This is a genomic window from Pseudomonas parasichuanensis, from assembly GCF_021601385.1.
Classification (GTDB): domain Bacteria; phylum Pseudomonadota; class Gammaproteobacteria; order Pseudomonadales; family Pseudomonadaceae; genus Aquipseudomonas; species Aquipseudomonas parasichuanensis.
This window is the reverse complement of record NZ_BQHO01000059.1, coordinates 1-14,455: the sequence shown is the minus strand read 5'-3', so window position 1 is coordinate 14,455 and position 14,455 is coordinate 1. Positions and strand designations below refer to the sequence as shown.

Genomic DNA, 14,455 nt, shown 5'->3' with positions numbered 1-14,455 from the left:
TCAGTAGTGAAACGATGCATCGCCGATGGTAGTGTGGGGTTTCCCCATGTGAGAGTAGGTCATCGTCAAGATTCATTTCGCAAAACCCCTATCTGCGCATGCAGGTAGGGGTTTTGTCTTTTCCGGCTATTAAATCCTTCCTGCCTCGTTTCAAGGCAAAGGTCTTTTGCGCGTCGGATACCTCCGCATGCGGCACCAGGGGTGCGACAATTATTACCGTTCGATGACGTGACTTTCCCGCATCGACCCTGCGTCAAGACTTAGGTTCGGGGCAATCCTCGCACCCGGACAGAGCGATGCCAGCGTACCGTGCTGCGCATTTCTGGACCTCCACCGCCCTATACACTGAGGTAAGAAGCAAAATGGCCAAGGCCGCCGATGTCGTTGTGCAATGCCTGGAAAACGAAGGTGTCGAGTATGTGTTCGGCATCCCCGGCGAGGAGAACCTCGACCTGCTCGAGTCCCTGCGCAAATCGAAGATCAAGCTGGTACTGACCCGCCATGAGCAGTCCGCAGGCTTCATGGCTGCCACCTATGGCCGCCTGACCGGCAAGACCGGCGTCAGCCTGTCGACCCTCGGCCCCGGCGCCACCAACCTGGTGACCGCCAGCGCCTACGCCTACCTCGGCGGTATGCCGATGATGATGATCACCGGCCAGAAGCCGATCAAGAAGTCCAAACAGGGCCGCTTCCAGATCATCGACGTGTGCGGCATGATGGACCCCATCACCAAGTACACTCACCAGTTCGCCTCGGCCGACAACATCCCGGCCCGCATGCGTGAAGCCTTCCGCCTGGCCGAAGAAGAGAAACCGGGCGCCGTGCACCTGGAGCTGCCGGAAGACATCGCCGCCGAGCAGACCGACGCGCTGCCGATCCCGCGCAGCCTGCACCGTCGCCCGCTGGCCGAGCACGTGGCCATCGAAGCCGCCGTCGAGAAACTGAAGAACGCCCGTAACCCGATCCTGGTGATCGGCGCCGGCGCCAACCGCAAGATGACCGCCAAGGTCCTCAAGCAACTGATCGACAAGACCGGCATCCCGTTCATCACCACCCAGATGGGTAAAGGCGTGGTCGACGAGCGTCACCCACGCTTCCTGGGCAACGCCGCGCTGTCTTCCGGCGATTTTGTACATCGTGCGGTTGAAGCCGCCGACCTGATCGTCAACATCGGCCACGACGTGATCGAGAAGCCGCCGTTCTTCATGGTCCGTGGCGGCACCGAAGTGATCCACGTGAGCTTCCGCTCCGCTGAAGTGGACGCCGTGTATTTCCCGCAGGTGGAAGTGATCGGCGACATCGCCAACGCCGTGTGGCAGATCAGCGAAGCCCTGACCGACACCAGCCACTGGGACTTCACCCGCCTGATGGCCATCCGCGAAGCCAACGAGGCGCAGATTGCCGAAGGCGCCGACGACAACCGCTTCCCGGTCTACCCGCAGCGCATGGTCGCCGACATCCGTCGCGTGCTGCCGTCCGAAGGCATCGTTGCCCTGGACAACGGCATCTACAAGATCTGGTTCGCCCGCAACTACAAGGCGCACAAGCCCAACACCGTACTGCTCGACAACGCCCTGGCGACCATGGGCGCCGGCCTGCCGTCGGCCATGGCGGCGCACCTGGTGTACCCGGACCGCCCGGTGATCTCGGTGTGTGGCGATGGTGGCTTCATGATGAACAGCCAGGAGCTGGAAACCGCAGTACGCCTCGGCATGCACATCACCGTGGTGATCCTGCGTGACGACGGCTACGGCATGATCCGCTGGAAGCAGGCCAACATGGGCTTCACCGATTTCGGCCTGGACTACGGCAACCCGGACTTCGTCAAATACGCCGAAGCCTACGGTGCCAACGGCCACCGCGTGGAAAGCGCCGAAGGTTTGCTGCCACTGCTGGAGCATTGCATCAAAACACCAGGCGTGCACGTGATCGACTGCCCGGTCGACTACAGCGAGAACGACCGCATCCTCAACAGCGAGCTGCGTGAGCGCGCGCTGGCGGTATAAGCCGTAGCACCCTCATCGCGGGGCAAGCCGCATCGGCGCACCGCCACTCCCACGTAGTTGGACACGTGGGAGCGGCGGTGCGCCGATGCGGCTTGCCCCGCGATCGTTTTATAGCCGCTTCTTCCATGTGTTAGGGTTCACCCAAATTTCCTTTCCCAGGACACCCCACCCATGCTCCCCCCGCTCAGCGAAAAAGAACTCGACCGCCTCGAAGACCTGCTGATCACCTACGGCAACGACTATTCGGTCATCAACCTGGCCGAGCTCAACGGCTTGTTCACCGCCCTGGCCAGCTCACCGGTCCAGGTCAATCCAGAGACATGGCTGCCCGCTGTTTCCGGTGGCAAGGTCCCGAAGTTCAAGAAGCCCGCCCATGAAGAGGCCTACACCGCGCTGATGCTGCGTTACGCCAGCCAGATCGCCGAAGAACTGGCCGACAACCTTGCCGACTTCGCGCCCTTGTTCGAAGAGAGCGAGGATGAAGGCGGACCGGCGATCATTCTCGAAGAATGGTGCTTCGGCTACATGCGCGGCACCCAAGTCGCCGAGTGGAGCGCGTTGCCGCCGGAGCAGGACCGTCTGCTCAAGGCCATTTCGCTGCATGGTCTGGAAGACAACTTCGAGTTGCTCGATTCGATGAGCTTCGATGAACTCCAGGCCTGTGTACCGCAGGTAGTCGAGGCCGCGCGCGGGTTGTACCAGTACCAGAAACAGCAGCGGCATTGAGGCCGTGATCGCGGGTTGATTATTCCACCTGCCGAAATACTGGATTGCTTCCCGCACTTATTCTGCTGCCAACCGATCCAGTGCAGCATGTTCTCCAGCAGCGCCACTCCCGGCGCTGATCCGGAGCCAAGCACATGCCAACCCCGATCAAACTCTACAACTTCCCCAAGTCCGGCCATGCCCACCGCATCGAGCTGATGTTGTCGCTGCTGAACCTGCCCACCGAACTGGTGTTTGTCGACCTGGCCAAGGGCGCGCACAAGCAACCCGATTTCCTCGCCCTCAACCCGTTCGGCCAAGTACCGGTGATCGACGACAACGGCACCGTGATCGCCGACTCCAACGCGATTCTGGTGTACCTGGCCAAGGCCTACGGCGGTGAACGCTGGCTGCCCCAGGACCCAGTCGGTGCAGCCCGCGTGCAGCGCTGGCTGTCGGTGGCCGCCGGTCCCCTGGCCTTCGGCCCTGCTGCCGCGCGTCTGGTTACCGTGTTCGGCGCCTCGTTCAACACCGACGAAGTCATCGGCCGCGCCCACACCCTGCTCAAGGTGATCGATGCCGAACTGGTCAAGCAGCCGTTCCTGGTTGGCAGCGAGGCGACCATCGCCGATATCGCCAACTACTCCTACATCGCCCACGCGCCAGAGGGCAATGTGTCGCTGGAGCCCTACCCGAATGTGCGCGCCTGGCTTGCCCGGATCGAAGCGTTGCCAGGGTTCGTGCCGATGCCGCGCACGGTCATCGGCCTGCAGACCACGCTGTAACCCCCGAGGAATGCCGCCATGCGCTCTCCCTGGCACGAAGGTGAAAAACGACTGCAGGAGCAAGTCGGCGTTGCCGAGCGCATGGAGGCGTTCGGGCAGAAAGTCATCCGCGACCATATGCCTGACCAGCATCGCGTGTTCTACCACCAGCTGCCGTTTATCGTGGCCGGTGCCGTGGATGCGCAGGGCAAACCCTGGGCAACGCTGCTCGAAGGCCCGGAAGGCTTCGTCGGCTCGCCCGATCCGAAGCAGCTGCTGATCGATACCGAGCTGGCCGGCGATGATCCCGCCACGCCTGGCCTGGCCCAGGGTGGCGCCATTGGCCTGCTGGGGATCGAACTGCACACCCGCCGGCGCAATCGCCTCAACGGCCAGGCCCGCCGTGTTGCAGGGGGAGGGCTGGAGGTGGCGGTCGAGCAATCGTTCGGCAACTGCCCGCAGTACATTCAGTTGCGCGAATACACCCGTGTCGATGAGCCTTCACAGGGGCGCCAGGATTCCACGGCACTCGATGCTCAAACCCAGGCGATGATCGAAGGCGCCGACACCTTCTTCGTCGCCAGTTACGTCGAGCATGAGGATGGCCGGCGCTCGGTGGACGTGTCCCATCGCGGCGGCCGCCCGGGTTTCGTCAAGGTCGAAGGCAACCGGCTGACCATCCCCGACTACGCCGGCAACCTGCATTTCAACACCCTCGGCAACCTGCTGGTGAACCCGGTTGCCGGTCTGCTGTTCGTCGATTTCACAACCGGCAATGTGTTGCAACTGTCCGGCCGCACCGAGGTGATGCTCGACAGCCCCCTGATCAGCGCATTCGAAGGCGCCGAGCGGCTCTGGGCGCTGGACATCGAACAGGTGGTGCTGCGCCCGGCAGCGGTGTCGTTGCGCTGGGCCTTCCAGGAGTATGCCCCGACCAGCCTGGCGACCGGCACCTGGGCCGAGGCCGAACAGCGCCTGCAACAGCGTGAACGGCAGCGCCAGTGGCTGGCCTGGCGGGTAGCGCGTATCGAACAGGAAAGTCGCGATATCCGCTCGTTCTATCTACAGCCCAATGACAACAAGCCAGTTTCCTTCGCGCCGGGGCAGCACATCCCCGTGCGCCTGCAACTCGACGGCCAGACGCCGCTGGTGCGCACCTACAGCCTTTCCAGCGCACCGTCCGACGGCTACCTGCGCATCAGCGTCAAGGCGCAGGGCCCGGCTTCGCAGCACCTGCATGAGCACTTGAAGGTCGGCGACCTGCTGGACGTGCGCCTGCCCATGGGCAACTTCACCCTCGACCAACAGAGCCAGCGCCCCCTGGTGCTGATCGCTGCCGGGGTCGGCATCACGCCACTGATTGCCATGCTGCGCGAGCAACTGAGTTCAGGCCTGGGGCGTCGTGTTCATCTGTTCCAGGGTGGGCGTACTTTGGCCGACCTGCCTTTCCAGCAGGAGCTTGCGCTGCTCAAGCAGCAGGCCGGTGACGTGCTGAGCATCCACCGCGCCTTGAGCCAGCCGGAAGATCACGCCGAGCAAGGCCGCGATTTCGAGTTCGCCGGCCGCCTGGGCATCGCCCAGATCAAGGCCACCCTGGCGCTGGACGACTACGACTTCTACCTCTGTGGCCCGGCCAGCTTCACCCAGGACCTGTACGAAGGCCTGCGCGCGGTGCATGTACCCGATGCACGCATCCACGCCGAGGCATTCGGCCCATCGACCCTGCGCCGCCACACCGACGACCGGCAACCCGTGCTGCAACAGCCCCCGGCCGCCACCCAGCCGGTGCCGGTCTACTTCGCCAGTTCCGCCAAGGAGGCCCGCTGGGCGCCCGACAGCGGCACGCTGCTGGAGCTGGCAGAACGCCGCGGCCTGTCACCGGACTTCAGTTGCCGGGGCGGTTCCTGTGGCACCTGCAAAACGCGTGTGGTCAGTGGCCAGGTGCATTACCCCAACCCGCCTGCCGAGCTGCCCGACAGCGGCAGTGTGCTGATCTGCTGCGCGGTGCCGGCCCAGCCGGAGGATGGCGCGCAGCCGTTGGTACTGGAACTCTGAGGTTGGCCGTACCGGCCCTATCGCCGGCAAGCCGGCTCCCACATGGACCGCGCCGAACCCTGTGGGAGCTGGCTTGCCAGCGATAGGGCCAGTGAAGGCAGCACAAAACCTCGCTGTAACGGATAATCCCCGCACCCCCGAGGCCCAGGAGCCCGCATGGACCAGATCCACCTGATGAAGGTGTTCGTCGCTGTCGGCGAACTGGAAAGCTTCGCCGCCGCCGCCCGCCGTCTGGCGATATCCCCTGCGGCCGTGACCCGTGCCGTCACTGCCCTGGAAGAACAACTCGGGGTCAAGCTGCTGTTGCGCACCACCCGCAGCGTGCGCCTCACCGAGGCGGGCGGGCGCTACCTGGAAGACACCCGGCATATTCTCGCCAGCATCGTCGAAGCCAACGAAGCGGCCGCCGGCATCAACGCTGCGCCCAAGGGCGACCTGGCCGTGACCGCGCCGATCCTGTTCGGCAAGAAGTTCGTCATGCCCTGCATCGTCCGCTACCTGCAGCAGTACCCCGAGGTGGACGTATCGGCTTACTTCCTCGACCGGGTGGTGAACCTGGTGGAAGAGGGCATGGATGTGGCCGTGCGCATTGGCCAGCTCCCCGATTCCGGCCTCAAGGCTCTACGTGTGGGCAGCATGCGCCGGCTGCTGTGCGCCTCGCCGGAGTATCTCGAACAGCACGGCACCCCACGCCATCCGAGCGAGCTGCAAGGCCACGCAATCATTGCCGCCGGCATCCTTTCGCCACGCACCGACTGGCGCTTTGGCGCCATCGACGACCCGACCCTGATCCGCATGAAGCCACGCCTGACCGTGACCAGCAACGACGCCGCCATCGCCGCCGCCAGTGCCGGGCTGGGCATTGCCCGGCTGCTGTCCTACCAGGTGGCCGACGAGCTGGCGGCCGGTCGGCTGCAGGTGATCCTTGCCGAGTACGAAGAAGCGCCCTGGCCGATCCATGTACTGCACCGCGAGAGCAAATACGGCTCGACCAAGGTACGCACTTTCATCGACATGTTGGCCGAACACCTGCGCGGCCAGCAGCATCTGGCCTGAGCCGGCTCAGGCCGGGGCCACGCAAGCCCGCTGGGCCAGGCTGGCGCATTCGCCGAGCACGCTCAGGCCATGGGTCAGCTCCGGTGACAGCGGCCTGCCCAGGCACAAGCGCAGCCCCGTGGTGGGCTGGCCATCGGCGAAGAAAATCCCGCTGCCGGCGATGTGGTAGCCCCGCTCATGGGCCAACTGTTGGAGCAGGGCCATGTCGGTACCCGCCGGCAATTCCAGCCAGTGGATGAACCCCCCACGCGGCGGCACGTAGACCGTGCCCGCCGGGAAGCCCGAACGCACCAGCCCCAGCATCGCCTCGTTCACCGTGGCCAGCTGCCCGCGCAGCCGGGCGCAGTGTTCGTCCATGTAGCCGCGCCCGATGAACTCGTTCAGCGCGCTTTGCGCCAGGCTCGACACCGCCAGGTTGCGCGAGAACATCTGCGCGAGGATGGCGTCGCGGTACTTGCCGGCCACGCACCAGCCCACCCGGAAGCCCGGGGCCACGGTCTTGGAGAACGACGAGCAGTAGATGGTCTGCCCGGTGCTGTCATGGCTCTTGAGCGCCCGTGGCCGCTCGGTTTCCGGCACCAGGTCGAAGAAGATGTCGTCCTCGATGATCGGCACATCGGCCTCGCGGGCCAGTTGCGACAGCCTGGCACGGGCCGCCTCGGGCATGATGAAACCGCGTGGGTTCTGCAGGGTCGGGTTGAGGAAGATCACATCGACCTTCTTCAGCTTTAGCGCCTCTTCGAGGTGCTCCATGTCGATCCCGGTTTCACCGTGGGTGCGCATGGGCAGCGCACGCATCCCCAGGCGCTCGATGGTCTGCAGGATGCCGTAGTAGGTGGGGGTTTCGATGGCCACCGTGGCACCGCGCTGGGCCACAGCCTCCAGGGCCAGTTCCAGGGCGACGGTATCGCCCGAGGTCACCAGCACTTCGTCCGGGCCGCAGACCACGCCCCGGGTCAGCATCAGCCCGGCGATGCGCCGGCGCAGCGCCGCATGCCCGGGGGGCGTCACCAGCCCGGCGATGGCCTGGTCAGCCTTGCTGGCCAGTGTGGCCATGCACTTGTTGAGCAGCACGTGGGGGGTGAGGTCGCCGTGCAATACCGCCGAACTGAGCGACAGGGTGGTGCGGCTGGCCGCCTGGGAGAGCATGGCGACCACCGCGTGGTTGACGTTGACCGTGACGCTGGAGAAGTCGAAGCGGCTGGCCGGGCTGGCGCGACCCGCCGCCGAGACGAAGTAGCCGACCCTGGGCTCGGTCAGCACATAGGCGTTGGCTTCGAGGTCGGCCAGGGCCCGCTGCACGGTGGTGATGCTGGTGTCGAACAGGCGGGCCAGGGTGCGGATGGACGGCAGTTTGGTTTGCGCCGGCCATTCACCGCTGTCGATCTGGCGGATGATCCAGTCCTTGACTCTCCGCCAGCGTTTATCAGGTGCTTCGAACCGATCCATGGGGTCTCTTGCTAGCTCAGGAATGACCCCCCAGAACATAAAGTAAAACCACCCCGGTTGCAGCAACGATGGCGATGTTCAGCGCCACCAGGCCGAAGGCGAAGCGGATCAGCCCGTGCTCTTCTTCACGGTTGGCGGCCGCCAGCCCGGTGATCAGCGACAGGATCGACAGCGAGCCCAGCGCGCCATGCCCGGCGGCGCTGTTGACCATGGCCGCCAGCCACGGCCCGTAGTCGCTGCCCAGGGCGGCGATCGACGGCATCACCAGGGTGTTGCCGCCCACGTTGGAGCCGGTGACGTAGCCGGCGATACCCGCCAGCAGTGCCACGGTCGGTGCCAGCGAAATCCCCGACAGCGATTGCAGGGCGCGTTGTGCCTCGACCAAAAAGCCCGCGTTGACCATCACCTGCGACAGCAGCAGGAACAGGAAGATGGTCGCCACCGGGAACTTGGCGCGCTTGAGCAGCGAGGCCCACGGGAAGCTGCCCTCGGCGCGCTGGCGCAGGGTCATCAGCACGGTGACGATCAGCAGCGCCAGCCCCGGCGAGGCCAGCGGCTTCCACGACACATGCTCGCCCTTGATCACCCACACGCCATCCCAGCCCGACAGCACGAACAGCGCCCGCGAGGCGACGATCACCCCCAGCAGCGCCAGGTATGGCCAGGCCGCCGCCGGCCAGCGCACCAGGCGCTTGCGCTGCAGGTATGAAATCACCAGGCCCACCGCGGCCACTGTCAGCCCCGCCAGCACGCCGGATACCTCAGGCCCGACAAAGCGGTTGATGCCATACAGCACCGCGCTGAACAGCACCGACACCGCGCACAGCCCCAGCCACGGCAGGGCACTGCGAATACCGGCCTGCCACAGGGCGATGCCCGCCAGCACCAGGAACACCGGCGCGCTGATCAGCGCCGAATGGCTGCCCAGCTCGTTGGCCGGCAGGTGGGTGAGCAAGCCGCCGATCACCGTGGCCAGGCCCAGGGTGCCCCACGGCATGATGACCATGCCGGCCAGGGCGATTTTCATACCCGCCTGGCGCGAGAACAGCCCCATCAGCAGCGGCACGGTGGCAATCAGCGAGACGCCGAAGCCGGTCATCGCTTCCAGCAGTGGTGCCAGCCCCAGCACGATGAAGATCACCTGCGCCGGTGGCTTCCAGCCCAGTTCGCGCACCCAGGCACCGATGGCCTGCGGCGCGCCACCACGCTCCACCAGGATGACGAAGGCCAGCCCCGGCACGATCACGCAGGCGGTGCTGAGGAACAGGATCATCGTGTCCTTGATGATCGCCGAGCTGGCGGCGGCCGACAGCGGCGCCGCGGCGCCCATGCCCCACAGCAGGAAGACCACCGCGACGCCGGCCAGGGCCGCTTGTACCGGTGGCCGGCGCACCAGCAGGATCAGCGCGATCACCAGGCCGATGGGCGACATTTGCAACAAGAGAGCAGCCATGTGCTGTGTTCCTTAATCGTGGGTCTGACCGCTGTACTCGGTGGCGCGCATCGAGGGGCGGTCGCAGAAACGCTGGTACCAGGCGTTCAGGCGCGGGTGCTGGGAGAAGTCCGAAAGCTCGCGGAACACGATCCAGTCCAGGGCGGTGCCCAGGGCCACATGGCCGACGTTCAGCGGGCCGTCGAGGTCGACCTGCTGTTCGAGGTAGCGGTACGACTCTTCAAGCTTGTACTTCTGGCCCTCGCCATAGGCCGGGTAGCGCAGGTGCGCCGGGCGGCGCTCGACTTCCCAGCGCAGCTTGATGCCGACATCGCACAGGCCCTGGGCCAGTGCCTGCAGGCGCAGGGCCTGGTAGCGCTCGGGGCCTTGGGCCGGGATCAGCCTTGCGCCCTGGTGCAGGGTATCGAGGTAGTCGCAGATCACGATCGAATCGAACAGCGCCTCGCCCTCGGGCAGCATCAGCACCGGCACCTTGCCCAGCGGGTTGGCCTGGTAGATGGTCTCGTTGCGGGTGGTGGGGCTGGTCTCGTGGTGGATGACTTCCAGGCGCTCGGCGAGCCCGAGCTCATGGGCCATCACCAGCACCTTGCGGGCGTAGGGCGAGTGGGTCTGGTAGTAGAGCTTCATGGGGCGGTCCCTGTGTCGAGGATGGCCGAGGCGGCCTTGTGGGCGTCGATGAACAGGCGCGATGGCGCGCCGGCCGAGGTGACGTAGTGGTTGTAGTAGCACGAGCCTTCGGCCAACGGCCCGAGCACCCACAGGTTGCGCACGGGGTCACCCTCGACCGAGCGCGGGTGGCAGGCGGCGTCGACCTCGATGCCATCCAGGCCCGGCACGTCGGTGCGCGGGCGGATCAGGCCCAGCCGCGCCAGGTCGCGCACCGGGGCGCAGTCACTGTCGTGCACGCCGCTGCCCTGCACGTAACCGGCCACGCGCCGGTAAGGCTTGGCGGCTGGCACCGCGCCCGGTGGCAGGAAGGTCAGCAACCCGGCATCGCTCAGGGCCAGCAGGTCGGCGTGGCGTTCCTTCTGCGGCCCGGCCACCAGGCGGTTGATCGCCTTGTGCCAGCGGCCATAGAACTGCCGGTGCGAAGCCTCGGTGAGGCCGTCGAAGTCGACCGCCTCGCGCAGGCGGTCACGCAGGTCGCGCCACACCTCGATGGCCGCCTTGACCGGCGACTCGGCGCGGCCGATGCGGGCCTCGTGCAGATCGGCCTCGATGGCGTCGTAGATCCACGCATGGTAGTTGTGCGCGTTCACCTGCGCCGGCAGGCTGTGCAGGATCAGCGCCTGCGGGTCGATGGCGCCGGACAGCGCCTCGTAGTGACGCAGCAGGCCCTCGCTTTCGCGGGTGTCGGTGGGCGTTTGCAGGCTGACGGTGCGCAGTTGCTCCAGCACTTCACGGTGGCGCGCCGGGTCGGTCTTGGCGTGCAGCACCGCCATGCCGGCCGCGCGCATTTCCAGCAGCATGCGCGGCAGCACGTCACGCTCGAAGTCCAGCTGGCCGTTCGGCGCCTGCTGGCGCAGGGCATCGATATGGGTGCTGGTGAGGAAGATCGGCTTGTGCCGTGGCGCCCGGGTCAGGCCATTGGGGCGCGCGCGGAACGGCAGGCCGTCACGCGACTGGATATAGATCACCGGCTCCTTGCCGGAGGGGAAGTACACATGGCTGGCGTCGGCCATGCGGTGGTAGGCACCACCGCGGCCAGCGGTCAGCGCCGCCAGGGTATCCATCGCCCCCAGGCCCAGCCCTTCGAGCAGCACGGCTTCGCCGGGGGCGATGCTGTCGAGGCTGCCCGGCAGCGGGTAGATATCGCCCACCCGGCCTTCCTCGTCGGCACGCACCCGCCCGGTATGGCCGACGGTCAGGATCAGCCGGTCCACGGTCACGCTGTCGCCCGACGGCAGCTTGAGCAGGTAGGCCTGCTGCGCATCGGTGCGCAGGCCGACCACCGCATGCGGGTGCAGGCGCACCGCCACCCAGGCTGGCGCGCTGCGCAGGATGCGCGAGAAGGCGTCGGCCAGGTAGGCGCCGAGCAGCCGGCGCGGGAGGAAATCCTCCGGCTCCACCGCGCGCCCTTCGTCGGCCACCAGGCCGGTCTTGGGGTCGACCTTGACCCCTTTGGCCCGGCACCAGTCCAGGAAGTCCGGGCCCGAGCGTTCACGCGCATCGTGCAGGGTGCCGAAGGCCGCCGCGTCGGGGTACACCCCGAGTTGCCCGGCCACGGTGTTGAGCAGCAGGTAGTCCGGCTGGTTGGGCCAGTGGGCACCGGTGCCGAACACGTTGGGGTCGAAGATATCGATCACCAGCGGCTGTTGCGGGCGGGTTTCGGCGATGCTCAGCAGGCGCTCGAAGATCGACAGCCCGCGCGAGCCGCAGCCCACCAGGCCGATGTGCAGGGGCTTGCTCACCATCTGCGCTCCTCCCCGAAGAACGACGGCACGGCAACGGCTGAACCTTGCTCGAGGGCGACGTCATGGATGCGCCGGCCCAGGGCCAGGTCGAGGATGCCCATGCCGAACGGCGAGTAGATCAGTGGCTTGTCGCGGTCCACCTGCAGCTCGCCGCGCAGGATCTGCGCCACGGTGCCGGTGACGAAATCGCGGTGGCCGAAGCGCTGCTCGGCCAGGTGCGGCGAGGTGTTGGCCTTGAGGCAGTGGCTGACGTCGTCGAAGAAGTTGTAGCTGGCGGCGACGATGCCGGCATCGATGTCGCGCAGCGAGATGTTCAGCACCACCTGGCCTGGGCGGAAGGTGTCGTCGCCGCTGACGTAGGGGGTACCGGCGCTGGTGGCGAACACCACGATATCGGCCTTGAGCGCTTCTTCCAGCGACCACAGTTGCACCTGTGGCAGGCCCAGCTGCTCGCCGAAACCGGCCAGAGCCTCGGCCGACTCGCGGTTGAGGTCATGCACGCCGACCTGGCCGAACGACCAGTCGTCGCCGATGAAAGTGTCGAGGATGTTGCGGGCGATCACGCCGCCGCCAATGATCGACAGGCTGCCAGCGCGCTTTTGCTTATCGTTGAGCAGCCAGGCGCCCAGCACGGCCGAGGCGGCGGTGCGCACGGCGCTGATCAGCGCGCCTTCCAGCAGCGCGTAGGGGTAGCCGGTTTGCGGGTCGTTGAGGATCAGCACCGCCGAGGCCCGCGGGATGCCGGCGTGGATGTTGTCCGGGTAGCTGGCGATCCACTTGATGCCCGACACCGACTGCTCGCCCTGTTTGTCGACGATCGCCGCAGGCAGGGCAATGATGCGGTTGGCCGGCTCTTCGGGGAAACGCAGGAAGTAGCTGTCCGGGTTGACGGTTTCGCCGCGCTCGTGGGTGAGGTAGGTCTGCGCGACCACCTCGATGGCCTCCTGGCGCATGCCGGCGAGGATGTCCTTGACGGTGGCGCCGGGGATCACGTGGAACGGGGGAATCGAAGCTTGTGCGGTCATGACAGGTTACGCCGTGAGGGAGAGAGGGAATTCGGGGAACAACGGTTGCAGCGCGTCCGGGCCCAAGCGTTGGCTGACCCAGTCGTCTGAATAGAGGGTTTCGAGGTAGCGCTCGCCCATGTCCGGGGAGATCGCCACCACCACGTCGTCCGGGCGGATCTGCGCCGCCCACTGCTGCACGCCGGCCAGCACCGTGCCGGTGGAACCACCGAACAGCAGGCCATAGCGCTGCGCCAGCCAGCGGCACACCTGCACCGTGCGCACCTCGGGCACGGTGAGGAAGGCGTGGATATCGCTGGGCTCGTAGATTTCCGGGCGGCGGCTGGTGCCCAGCCCCGGGATATGGCGGGTGCCACCGGGCAGGCCGAAGGTCACCGAACCGACCGAGTCCACCGCGATCACCTTGGTGTGCGGGTGGTGGTCGGCAAAGTAGCGCTTGCAGCCCATCAGCGTGCCGGTGGTGCCAGCGCCGACGAACAGGTAGTCGACATGCCCGAACTTCTCGGCGATGGCCCGCGCCGTGGCGTTGTAGTGGGCCAGCGGGTTGTTCGGGTTCTGGTACTGGTTGAGCCAGATGTAGTCGGGGTTCTGCGCGACCATCTGCTCGATCAGGCGGATGCGCGAGTAGAGGAAACCGCCGTTCTCGTCGCGCTGGTCGACCACGATCACCTGGGCGCCGAGGGCCTGGATCAGCTTGCGGTTGGGCGCCGAGGTGTTGGGGTCGATGACGCAGACGAACTGGTAGCCCTTGGCTGCGCAGACCATCGCCAGGGCCACGCCGAGGTTGCCCGAGGAGGATTCGATCAGGCGCGTGCGGGGCGTGATCAACCCACGGCTTTCAAGGTCGGCGACGATCGCGTGGGCGGTCTTGAGCTTGATGGAGCCGGCCGGGTTCAGGCCCTCGATCTTCAAGTGCACCTTGGCACTGCACAGCTGATCGACCTGAACGTAGTTATTTTCGTTTATCAGTTGCTTGATCATTAGGGCATCCCTGTCAGATTTCCTGAACGAAGCGTGCCGTTCGGCCGCAAGGCCGGCAGGCTTTGAAATAACGAGGCAGCAGGGAAGTGGGGTACCGGGTGGTAGCGCTTGCCTGTTCTACGGTTATCTACAAACGCGCTTTCCATCCGTGGAAACGATGTTGCTCATGATGTTGGGGTTGGCATGCAAGTGCGCACCGGGTAGGTGTGCCAGGCGCTGCGGGAGTGATGGTGCGGGGCGGGTAGGGGAGGGCGACAGATACAGAAAATCGGGATTTTTCAATACAGGGGGAGGGGGCTTGCGGGAGCACCGGCCTTGCTCAAAATTGGAACGCCGTGCGCGATCCCTGTGGGAGCGGCTTTAGCCGCGAAACAGGCGATGCGGTGGATGGCACCGGCGTTGCCGGTGTTCGCGGCTAAAGTGATCTGGTCAAGTAATTTTGGACACCGATTAAGGTTTATGCCGCCGCTTTGAGCTTTGCCTCCATGGCTACCGGCGTTTCATAGCCGTTGTAGCTATGGAGCCGCTTGAGGTTGTAGCGCATCAG

9 protein-coding genes and 1 pseudogene are annotated in these 14,455 nt (G+C 65.9%); 5 read left to right on the top strand and 5 right to left on the bottom strand.

All coding sequences use genetic code 11. The features are described 5' to 3' along the window. Positions 1 to 362 precede the first annotated feature (362 nt). From L6D77_RS26465 to L6D77_RS26445, 5 genes are all read left to right on the top strand, one after another. A complete protein-coding gene (locus L6D77_RS26465) occupies positions 363 to 2,006 on the top strand; it encodes an acetolactate synthase large subunit (protein ID WP_232885566.1) in 1,644 nt (547 codons plus the stop codon). 171 nt (positions 2,007 to 2,177) lie between these two features. Beyond that, positions 2,178 to 2,732: a UPF0149 family protein gene (locus tag L6D77_RS26460; RefSeq protein ID WP_232885567.1), complete on the top strand. Its 555-nt coding sequence runs from the start codon at positions 2,178 to 2,180 to the stop codon at positions 2,730 to 2,732. 134 nt (positions 2,733 to 2,866) lie between these two features. After that, positions 2,867 to 3,496 carry a glutathione S-transferase family protein gene (locus tag L6D77_RS26455; RefSeq protein ID WP_232885568.1) on the top strand — a complete coding sequence of 210 codons (630 nt, stop codon included), beginning with the start codon at positions 2,867 to 2,869 and terminating at the stop codon, positions 3,494 to 3,496. Positions 3,497 to 3,514: 18 nt separating this feature from the next. Further along, on the top strand, positions 3,515 to 5,530 hold the full coding sequence (locus tag L6D77_RS26450) for a pyridoxamine 5'-phosphate oxidase family protein (RefSeq protein ID WP_232885569.1): 2,016 nt from the start codon (positions 3,515 to 3,517) through the stop codon (positions 5,528 to 5,530). A gap of 156 nt (positions 5,531 to 5,686) precedes the next feature. Then, positions 5,687 to 6,586, top strand: a complete 900-nt coding sequence (locus tag L6D77_RS26445; RefSeq protein ID WP_232885570.1) for a LysR family transcriptional regulator — start codon at positions 5,687 to 5,689, stop codon at positions 6,584 to 6,586. A 6-nt stretch (positions 6,587 to 6,592) separates the two neighbouring features. Here L6D77_RS26445 and L6D77_RS26440 read toward each other — a convergent pair whose 3' ends face one another. The 5 genes and pseudogenes from L6D77_RS26440 to sbnA form a co-directional block, all read right to left on the bottom strand. Then, complete coding sequence (locus L6D77_RS26440) at positions 6,593 to 8,035, bottom strand: aminotransferase-like domain-containing protein (RefSeq protein WP_232885571.1); 1,443 nt, start codon at positions 8,033 to 8,035, stop codon at positions 6,593 to 6,595. A gap of 16 nt (positions 8,036 to 8,051) precedes the next feature. Beyond that, positions 8,052 to 9,488, bottom strand: a complete 1,437-nt coding sequence (locus L6D77_RS26435; protein WP_232885572.1) for an L-lactate permease — start codon at positions 9,486 to 9,488, stop codon at positions 8,052 to 8,054. Positions 9,489 to 9,500: 12 nt separating this feature from the next. After that, positions 9,501 to 10,115: a glutathione S-transferase family protein gene (locus L6D77_RS26430; protein ID WP_232885573.1), complete on the bottom strand. Its 615-nt coding sequence runs from the start codon at positions 10,113 to 10,115 to the stop codon at positions 9,501 to 9,503. After that, positions 10,112 to 11,902 carry an FAD/NAD(P)-binding protein gene (locus tag L6D77_RS26425; protein WP_232885574.1) on the bottom strand — a complete coding sequence of 597 codons (1,791 nt, stop codon included), beginning with the start codon at positions 11,900 to 11,902 and terminating at the stop codon, positions 10,112 to 10,114. Before L6D77_RS26425 ends, L6D77_RS26430 begins: the two co-directional genes overlap by 4 nt. Then, a pseudogene (gene sbnA, locus L6D77_RS27645) lies at positions 11,896 to 13,908 on the bottom strand (2,3-diaminopropionate biosynthesis protein SbnA). Before sbnA ends, L6D77_RS26425 begins: the two are co-directional and overlap by 7 nt. Positions 13,909 to 14,455 lie beyond the last annotated feature (547 nt).

Bases quoted from the DNA above. Each gene is read 5' to 3' on its own strand.
- L6D77_RS26465 (WP_232885566.1), top strand. From the start codon at position 363: ATGGCCAAGGCCGCCGATGTCGTTGTGCAATGCCTGGAAAACGAAGGT.
- L6D77_RS26460 (WP_232885567.1), top strand. From the start codon at position 2,178: ATGCTCCCCCCGCTCAGCGAAAAAGAACTCGACCGCCTCGAAGACCTG.
- L6D77_RS26455 (WP_232885568.1), top strand. From the start codon at position 2,867: ATGCCAACCCCGATCAAACTCTACAACTTCCCCAAGTCCGGCCATGCC.
- L6D77_RS26450 (WP_232885569.1), top strand. From the start codon at position 3,515: ATGCGCTCTCCCTGGCACGAAGGTGAAAAACGACTGCAGGAGCAAGTC.
- L6D77_RS26445 (WP_232885570.1), top strand. From the start codon at position 5,687: ATGGACCAGATCCACCTGATGAAGGTGTTCGTCGCTGTCGGCGAACTG.
- L6D77_RS26440 (WP_232885571.1), bottom strand. From the start codon at position 8,035: ATGGATCGGTTCGAAGCACCTGATAAACGCTGGCGGAGAGTCAAGGAC.
- L6D77_RS26435 (WP_232885572.1), bottom strand. From the start codon at position 9,488: ATGGCTGCTCTCTTGTTGCAAATGTCGCCCATCGGCCTGGTGATCGCG.
- L6D77_RS26430 (WP_232885573.1), bottom strand. From the start codon at position 10,115: ATGAAGCTCTACTACCAGACCCACTCGCCCTACGCCCGCAAGGTGCTG.
- L6D77_RS26425 (WP_232885574.1), bottom strand. From the start codon at position 11,902: ATGGTGAGCAAGCCCCTGCACATCGGCCTGGTGGGCTGCGGCTCGCGC.